Annotated in this window: 8 protein-coding genes and 1 pseudogene; 6 read left to right on the top strand and 3 right to left on the bottom strand. The window is 32.1% G+C overall.

Annotated features, from left to right (window positions below):
- Positions 1-675, bottom strand: a pseudogene (locus tag ACKGJY_RS12365) (hypothetical protein); the annotation flags it as partial.
- A 265-nt stretch (positions 676-940) separates the two neighbouring features.
- Between ACKGJY_RS12365 and ACKGJY_RS12360 the strand changes: the two are divergent.
- Genes ACKGJY_RS12360 through def form a run of 6 tightly spaced genes read left to right on the top strand, consistent with a single transcriptional unit; the run spans position 941 to position 7,207 of the window.
- The gene (locus ACKGJY_RS12360; RefSeq protein WP_413974209.1) at positions 941-1,969 is read left to right on the top strand and encodes a rod shape-determining protein; all 1,029 of its coding nucleotides are present in this window, start codon (positions 941-943) and stop codon (positions 1,967-1,969) included.
- A 25-nt stretch (positions 1,970-1,994) separates the two neighbouring features.
- Entirely contained in the window at positions 1,995-2,813 is an 819-nt protein-coding gene (gene mreC / locus ACKGJY_RS12355; protein WP_413974208.1) for a rod shape-determining protein MreC, read from the top strand.
- The gene (locus tag ACKGJY_RS12350) at positions 2,806-3,309 is read left to right on the top strand and encodes a rod shape-determining protein MreD (RefSeq protein ID WP_413974207.1); all 504 of its coding nucleotides are present in this window, start codon (positions 2,806-2,808) and stop codon (positions 3,307-3,309) included. Before mreC ends, ACKGJY_RS12350 begins: the two co-directional genes overlap by 8 nt.
- The gene (gene mrdA / locus ACKGJY_RS12345) at positions 3,309-5,246 is read left to right on the top strand and encodes a penicillin-binding protein 2 (protein WP_413974206.1); all 1,938 of its coding nucleotides are present in this window, start codon (positions 3,309-3,311) and stop codon (positions 5,244-5,246) included. The genes ACKGJY_RS12350 and mrdA overlap by 1 nt, the downstream gene beginning before the upstream one ends.
- Positions 5,246-6,523, top strand: coding sequence for a rod shape-determining protein RodA (gene rodA, locus ACKGJY_RS12340; protein WP_413974205.1), 1,278 nt, complete (start codon positions 5,246-5,248; stop codon positions 6,521-6,523). Before mrdA ends, rodA begins: the two co-directional genes overlap by 1 nt.
- A gap of 60 nt (positions 6,524-6,583) precedes the next feature.
- The gene (gene def / locus ACKGJY_RS12335) at positions 6,584-7,207 is read left to right on the top strand and encodes a peptide deformylase (protein WP_413974204.1); all 624 of its coding nucleotides are present in this window, start codon (positions 6,584-6,586) and stop codon (positions 7,205-7,207) included.
- A gap of 22 nt (positions 7,208-7,229) precedes the next feature.
- Here def and ACKGJY_RS12330 read toward each other — a convergent pair whose 3' ends face one another.
- Positions 7,230-8,030, bottom strand: coding sequence for a class I SAM-dependent methyltransferase (locus tag ACKGJY_RS12330; protein ID WP_413974203.1), 801 nt, complete (start codon positions 8,028-8,030; stop codon positions 7,230-7,232).
- Between the two features lie 129 nt (positions 8,031-8,159).
- Entirely contained in the window at positions 8,160-8,585 is a 426-nt protein-coding gene (locus ACKGJY_RS12325; RefSeq protein ID WP_413974202.1) for a (4Fe-4S)-binding protein, read from the bottom strand.
- Between the last annotated feature and the right edge of the window lie 67 nt (positions 8,586-8,652).

Here is an 8,652-nt window from a genome sequence, read left to right as displayed (position 1 = left end):
AGTTGGTGGTAAACCTAAGATATAACCTGCTGCATCTGTCACTACCCATGCAAAGTTCTCACCTTGACTGTTAGCTACGGTGATTGCACCTTCTGGAATATTGTCTGCTACTCCGTCACCTGTTGTAAAAGAAAATGGACCGCCTGACAAAACACCGCCATCTGCATTACATGCAACACTCCATGAAGCAGCTGAACCACCTGTTGTTGTAGTATATGGTGCATCTCCGCTAACAAAATTTGAGGAACTATCCCAACGTCCTGCTGAAACAGCTTGACCAACTCTAGGCTGATTTGCTGCTCCCCATTGTACATAAGACAATAAGATATTAGGATCAGAAGAACTGAAACTACTTGTACTAAATAAGCTAAGACCTTCGTCTGAAGGGTCTACATCATAAGTTAATGTCACTGACTCACCTACGGACAACATATAGTCCCCGTTATCTGGAGTTATAGTGCTTAGGCGATCATAGTTACCCGGACCTAAACATAACCAATAATTTTCGATATTCACATCACTAGAACCTAAATTAGATATTGTAACCGTATCACTATCTGGATTTACCATAGTGAATGTTACATCTTGAGCATTAATCTGCATAAACAGACTTAAAAAATATAACACAAAAAAGTGCCAATACCTTAATTTCCAAAATTGTAATTTTCTTTTCATTTTGATTTTTTTGTTAATATTAATGATGGATAAAATTAATAACCAACGACCAATCAAAATGTTAGCTACCTAACATTTACAAAAAAACAGGTAATAAAACTCATAATTTCTTTGAATTAGCAACTAATATTTGTAGATGAATAGAACTATAATAATCTATGTTTTTATATTTAATTATTTTGAATACTATATAACTCAAATATTTAACAACTTTTATTACTTTTACGGAATTCGTTTATAAACCTGTTTAAATTACTAATAGCACATGGGATTTTTTGACTTCCTAACCGAAGATATAGCCATAGATTTGGGAACTGCAAATACGCTAATTATTCATAATGACAAGGTTGTTGTGGATGCACCGTCCATTGTAGCTCGTGATAGAATTTCTGGAAAAATTATAGCAGTTGGTCAAGAAGCTAGCTTAATGCAAGGAAAAACTCATGAAAACATTAAAACTATCCGTCCACTTAAAGATGGTGTTATTGCAGATTTTGATGCTTCTGAACAAATGATTAGTATGTTTATTAAAAATATACCTGCTTTAAAAAAGAAATTTTTCACACCAGCACTTAGAATGGTAATTTGTATTCCTTCTGGAATTACAGAAGTTGAAATGCGAGCTGTAAAAGAAAGTGCAGAACGTGTTAATGGAAAAGAAGTATATTTAATTCATGAACCAATGGCAGCCGCAATTGGTATTGGTGTAGATATTATGCAACCAAAAGGAAATATGGTTGTAGATATAGGAGGTGGTACTACTGAAATTGCAGTGATTGCCCTTGGTGGTATTGTATGTGATAAATCTGTAAAGATTGCGGGAGACGTATTTACGAATGATATTGTATATTATATGAGAACGCAACACAATTTATATGTTGGAGAGCGTACTGCCGAAAAAATAAAAATACAAATTGGTGCTGCTACTGAGGATTTAGAGTTACCTCCTGAGGACATGAGTGTTCAAGGACGAGATTTATTAACTGGTAAGCCAAAACAAGTTTCTATATCATTTAGAGAAATTGCAAAAGCCCTAGATAAGTCTATTTTACGAATAGAAGACGCAGTAATGGAAACCCTAGGACAAACACCTCCAGAATTAGCAGCAGACATTTATAATACTGGTATTTATTTAGCAGGTGGTGGTTCTATGCTAAGAGGTTTAGATAAACGTTTATCACAAAAAACCGATTTACCCGTTTATATTGCAGAAGATCCACTTCGTGCTGTTGTTCGTGGTACAGGTATCACTCTTAAAAATTTACCTAAATACAAAAGTGTATTGATTAAATAAAGCACCCATAGAATAGGTTTTACCCATGCAGCAAATTGTTAATTTTATTATAAAGAACAAACATTTTTTGTTGTTCTTGCTGCTCTTTTCTGTTGCACTTTTTTTCACAATTCAATCACATACTTATCATAAAAGTAAGTTTATTAATTCTGCTAACTTTTTAAGTGGTGGTGTTTATAATACGGCTAATAATGTTAGTACTTATTTTAATTTAAAATCTCAAAACCAAATACTTTCAGAAGAAAATAATCATTTAAATCAAATTTTGGCTAACTACCAAATAGACGCAAGTGCTTCGAAGACTGATAGTACCTTAAATCTAAATTACAAATATACATCTGCTAACATTATTCGTAATAGTTATAATTTATCCAATAATTTTCTTTTGATTAATAGAGGAAAAAAAGACAGTATACAACAAGATTTTGGTGTTAAATCATCATTAGGAATTGTAGGTATTATTGATGCTGTTTCTGAAAATTATGCTACAGTAATTTCAATTTTAAACTCAAAAAGTAGTATAAGTGTAAAATTGAAAAATTCTAGACATATAGGCTCTTTAACTTGGGACGGAAACTCTCCTAATATTATTCAATTAACTGATGTAGAAAAAATTGCTAGTGTTACTACTGGTGATACAATTGTTACTTCTGGGCAATCATCAATATTTCCAAAAGATATACCTGTAGGAACTGTCATCGACTCTAAACTTGATGCTACTGAGAATTTCTATGAAATTAATGTACAGTTGTTTAATGATATGACAAATATTGAACACGTTTACATTATTGAAAACACTGACAAGAAAGAAATTGAAACCCTTTTAGAAACTACTAATGAATAATAGTATTACAGGATATAGTATTCAGTTTATTTTGTTGGTATTCGTTCAGGTAATACTATTTAATCATATAAACTTTTTGGGTTATATAAACCCATACATTTATATTATATTCATTCTTTTTTTTCCAATAAATAGTAATCGCATTTTATTTATAGTTTTAAGTTTTTTAATAGGTATTACTGTTGATATGTTTTCAGATACTGGTGGTATTCACGCAGCAGCGTCTGTTTTTATTGCTTATGCTAGACCTATATTCTTAAAATTTGCCTTCGGCACTATGTATGAGCACAATAACGTTAAATTCAATAATGCAGAATTTGGAGCAAAACTAGGGTATGTTACATTATTAACCATATTACATCATCTCATATTATTCTATTTAGAAATTTTTAGTATTTCTAGAATACTAATGGTATTACAAAAAGCGTTATTCTCTGGTATATTTACTATAGTAATGATTATGTTACTCTCAATCATTTTTAGTCGAAAAACCTAATGAGACAGTTTTTACTCTTAATATCTGTTATTTTATGTGGTATCATCTTTATAGGTAGATTATTTTACCTTCAAGTTTATAAAGGCTCCTCTAATAATTTGTATGAAGATAATGCCATTAGAAAGGTGTGGGATTATCCCAAACGTGGTTTTGTTTATGACAGAAATGAGCAACTTCTAGTAGGCAATCAACCTTCTTATGACGTAATGGTAATACCAAGAGAAGTTGGCGAATTTGATGTAGATGAATTTTGCGAACTTTTAAAAATATCTAGAGAAACTTATGATAAAAAGTTAAATAGGGCGAGAAATCATTCCCCAAGATTAGCATCCCCATTCTTACCGCAGCTCTCAAAAGCAGATTATGCAGTTTTACAAGAAAAAATGCGAAAGTTTGAAGGATTTTATATTCAAAAAAGACCGCTAAGAAAATATGAAACTACCATTGGTGCTAATGTTTTAGGTGATATTGGAGAAGTAAATAACCGAGATATAAAAAGAGACCCCTATTATCAAATGGGTGACTTAAAAGGCAAAAATGGTATAGAAGCTTCATACGAAAAAACGTTAAGAGGTATCAAGGGTATAAAATTCATTCAAAAAGATAGATTTAACAGAGATATTGGGCCTTATAAGGACAAAGAATTTGATTCACTTCCGCAGCAAGGAAAAGATATAACTATAACTATAGATTCTAGATTACAAGCTTACGGTGAACTTCTTATGAAAAATAAACGCGGTGGTGTTATAGCTATTGAGCCATCATCTGGGGAAATTTTGGCTATGGTTGCTGCCCCAAGTTACGATCCAAATATCTTAGTTGGAAGAGAACGCTCTAAAAATTATACGAAATTGTTACGCGACACTATTGCTAAACCACTTTTTAATAGAAGTATTCAAGGTGTTTATGAACCTGGATCTCCTTTTAAATTAATAAATGCGTTAATTGCATTGCAAGAAGATGTTATAACTCCTGATGAAAAAGTAACCTGTTATGCAGGCTACAAATACGGCAATAGGTTTATGAAATGCCACTGTTATAGAGGTAAACGAAACAATATGATTACTGGTATACAAGAATCTTGTAACGCCTACTTTGCAACAACTTACCGGCGTATTTTAGATAAAACTGGTAGTGCATCAGATGGTATAAATACTTGGAGTGAACATGCAAAAAGTTTTGGCCTTGGTAATTTTTTAAATAACGACTTATACGTTGGACAAAAAGGCCGTATTCCTGATAGATCATATTACAAGCGTATTTACCCTAAAACATTTTATTCTACCTACACCATTTCTAATGCTATTGGTCAAGGTGAAGTGGCTACAACCCCAATTCAATTAGCAAACATGGCTGCTGCAATTGCTAACCGTGGTTACTATTATACACCTCACGTTATTAAACATATTGAAGATGAAAAATTACCTGAAAATTTTACGAAACCAAAATATACATCTATAGATACACCTCATTTTGAGCCTGTAATAGAAGGCATGCATGCCGTATACAAAAATGGAACTGCTAAATACTTAAATATTAAGGACATAGATATCTGCGGAAAAACTGGTACTGTTGAAAATTTTGCAATTATTGATAGTGTAAGAACTCAGCTTACAGATCATTCCATTTTCTTAGCATTTGCGCCAAAAGACAATCCTAAAATTGCAATTGCTGTTTTTGTAGAAAATGGCTATTGGGGCAGTAGGTTTGCTGGAAAAGTAGCAAGTTTAATGATTGAAAAACATATAAAAGGGCATATTACAAGAACAGATTTAGAAGAGTGGCTCTTAAAACATTCTCTTGAAAATGAATACGCAAAACCTTACTCTGGTGAACCCTTTAATATTAATGGTAGAACACAATTACAGATTGTAGAAGAAAGAGAATATTATCAACTAAAACGAGAATTAAATTTACTTAACACTACTAACAACTAATGGCAAGAGAAACCAATAGATACTTTAAATTTGATTGGGTAACCATCATACTATTTTTACTTCTCGTTGGTTTTGGTTGGCTTAATATTTTATCAGCATCTCATTCAGGTACTGAAATTGATTATTTTGATTTTTCTCAACCCTTTGGTAAACAGCTTATTTTTATATTTTTAAGCTTAATATTAATTGTCTTTATTTTAGCTTTTGATGCCAAATTTTATGAACGGTTTTCAAGTATTATCTACATCGTTTCTATGCTTTCTTTAGTTGGCCTTTTCCTTTTTGGAAAAAATGTAAATGGGGCTACATCATGGTATGCTATTGGTAGTTTTACTATACAACCTAGTGAGTTTGCCAAAACGGCTACAGCTCTTGCTATTGCTAAGTATATTAGCGATTTAAACACAGACATTAGAACCGTAAAAGACCAACTAAGAACATTTATAATCATTATAATCCCAGCAGTATTGGTTTTACTTCAAAATGATACAGGCAGCACTATAGTTTACGGCACCTTCTTTTTTGTACTTTACAGAGAGGGTCTACCTAGACTCTATCTTGTCTTAAGTGTTTTAGTAGTTTTTATTTCTGTTATCGCGTTAAAATTTGGAGCAATTATTACAACAATAGTAGTCGCTTTAATTGTATTTATATTTCGTTTTTTAACCAAAGTAAAACTTTCCATTTTACAAACTATTTTTATAATTGGTGTTAGTGCTGCACTAAGTTTTGGTATTCAGTTTTTTTACAAAAGTATACTACGTGCACATCAACAAGACCGTATTAGTTTATGGTTGCGTTTGGAAAAAGATCCTAAAAAATTAGAAGCTATGAAGCGTACATTTGCTTATAATTTAAATGAATCAGAAAAAGCCATTAGCTCTGGTGGTTTTACAGGTAGAGGGTTTATGGAAGGTACACGTACCACAGGTAAATTTGTACCAGAACAGCATACCGACTATATTTTTAGCACCGTCGGAGAAGAGTGGGGATTTCTAGGAAGCGCTTCTGTAGTTATTCTTTTTGTGTTGTTGCTATTACGCATTTTGCACCTAGCCGAACTCCAAAAATCACAATTTAGTCGTGTTTATGGCTATAGCGTAGCTTCAATAATATTTATGCACTTTTTTATTAATATAGGTATGGTAATGGGATTAATTCCTACCATTGGCATACCATTACCTATGTTTAGCTACGGTGGCTCTGGTTTATGGGCTTTTACCATTTTACTCTTTATTTTTATTAAATTAGATTCTAATCGTATTAACGAGTGGTAGCATGTTTTTGGTAATATGGTATTTTAAGTATCACAAAAGTCAATTAATTTATCTTTCTACATGAAGAATATATACATTATAATAGGTTTACTCATTCTGGTTTTTAGTTGCTCTAGTGTAAAACATCTAAACAGTGATGCATTTACTTCAGAAGAAAAAAAACTTATAATGAATGCTGATAGTAACACGACGTTGCGTGTTTTAAAAACAACCAACAAAAGTGATTCACTAGCTTTAAGAATGAAAAGCACTTACATAAAACCAGACCCCAATAATAGTGTACTTAAAAAATTTACCAAACGTTTATATGCCACAGTTAGAGATAGTATTTCTATGGGTGTAGGTATTGCAGCACCACAAGTTGGCATTAAAAAAAATATAATTTGGGTACAACGTTTTGATAAAGAAAATTTACCATTTGAAGTGTATTTAAACCCGAAAATAATATCATATTCTGATACAACTCAAACCGTTCGTGAGGGGTGCTTATCTATCCCTAATAGAAGCGAAACTTTAAGCAATCGATCACAGGAAATTATAATTGAATATAACACGATGGAAAACATACATAATACTGAAACAATTGAAGGGTTTACAGCCGTTATATTTCAACATGAAATAGACCACCTAAATGGTATTTTGTATTTAGATTATGTTATTAAAGACAGCACTAGTAGCAATTAAAAAGAATGATTCATTATAAAGCCTAAATCTTTATCGCCTTTAAAGTAAAAATCAAAGGATACAACTTATCTTTTGTAACAAACATACCAGAATCTGTTTGCACTAAATTTGGTAAAATATCATAAGGGCTTTCGTTATATTCTTTTAAATATTCTAAGTGTAAACCTGCTTCGGTTATTGCAGAAACTACGTCTCCTAAACCATGATTCCAACCATATTCTTTAGATATCATTTTTGAATCTTGATTGGCATACGTACCTTCATATTCCTCATAAATTACGTCACTTTGCATATACCCGTACTTCATGATTTGTTTGTCATCTAAATAATCAAACATCCAAACTATAGGATGAAATTCGGCTATAAAAAATGTACCACCTTTATTCAAACGCTCTGCAATCATTTTGCCCCAAGGTTTTAAATCTGGCAACCAGCCAATAACGCCATAACTGGTAAACACTATATCAAACTTATCCTTAACGTACTTCGATGTATCTAAAACATTACAGCACACAAATTCAGAATTTAGTTTTAAGTCATTATTTAAGCCTCTGGCTAGTTTAATACCTTCATCACTTAAATCTATGCCGGTACACTTAGCGCCTAGTCTATTCCAACTTAAAGTGTCTTGTCCAAAATGACATTGCAAATGCAGTAACGTTTTTCCAGAAACATCCCCTAGTGCATCCAATTCATAAGGCATTAATGATGATGCGCCACTTTTAAAAGCTTCCATATCATACATTTCACTTTTGGAATGTATTTTCACTTTTTCATTCCAAGTTGCTTTATTGGTATCAAAAAAAGATTTTTGTTGACTCATAAATGTAAGTTATAGGTTTAAGGTACGACCAAAATGTTGTATTACATACATAGTTTTTTCCGCATAATGCGTCTATATATATCTAAAGCGCTTCAATTATAAATTGAAGCGCTTTATCTTTTTATATACTTAATCTTTAAATTTGGCTTTTAAATGCGCGCCATCGCAGTATGGTTTGTTTTCCGACTTTCCGCATCTACAAAATGCAGTAGTGTTATTTTTAAATTCTGAAATACCATCTTTAGATATCACATTCAAGATACCATGAACTAAAAGCGGCCCGTTTTTAAGCACCTCAACCTTGGTTTCTGTTTTTAAATCTAAGCTGTTTTCACTAGCATCATTATTTATATAATAGCGTAATGCTCCTGATGGACATTGCTTAACCTGATTAATAATCGCATCTGTTTTAGCTTCATCTAATTTAATCCAAGGGCGTAATCTTGGGCGAAATACTTTTGGCAACCCCTTGGCGCAAATAGCAGAATGAATACACTTTCCTGCTTCCCAAACCACGGTAACTTCTCCGTTAGAATATTCTTTTATTTTTCCCATAACTCTAAGTTTTTACTAAAGATACAAAAATCTACAGCTATTAAAACCTACTATTTTTAAGCTTCTT

Origin of the sequence: Hyunsoonleella sp. 2307UL5-6, assembly GCF_047345485.1 — a bacterium.
Taxonomy (GTDB): Bacteria; Bacteroidota; Bacteroidia; order Flavobacteriales; family Flavobacteriaceae; genus Jejuia.
Note: the sequence above shows the minus strand (reverse complement) of the source record. Positions and strands in the feature narration are given on the sequence as shown.

Coding starts and splice junctions, on each gene's coding strand:
- ACKGJY_RS12325 (WP_413974202.1), bottom strand. CDS start 8,585: ATGGGAAAAATAAAAGAATATTCTAACGGAGAAGTTACCGTGGTTTGG.
- ACKGJY_RS12350 (WP_413974207.1), top strand. CDS start 2,806: ATGAATAATAGTATTACAGGATATAGTATTCAGTTTATTTTGTTGGTA.
- ACKGJY_RS12360 (WP_413974209.1), top strand. CDS start 941: ATGGGATTTTTTGACTTCCTAACCGAAGATATAGCCATAGATTTGGGA.
- rodA (WP_413974205.1), top strand. CDS start 5,246: ATGGCAAGAGAAACCAATAGATACTTTAAATTTGATTGGGTAACCATC.
- ACKGJY_RS12330 (WP_413974203.1), bottom strand. CDS start 8,030: ATGAGTCAACAAAAATCTTTTTTTGATACCAATAAAGCAACTTGGAAT.
- mrdA (WP_413974206.1), top strand. CDS start 3,309: ATGAGACAGTTTTTACTCTTAATATCTGTTATTTTATGTGGTATCATC.
- mreC (WP_413974208.1), top strand. CDS start 1,995: ATGCAGCAAATTGTTAATTTTATTATAAAGAACAAACATTTTTTGTTG.
- def (WP_413974204.1), top strand. CDS start 6,584: ATGAAGAATATATACATTATAATAGGTTTACTCATTCTGGTTTTTAGT.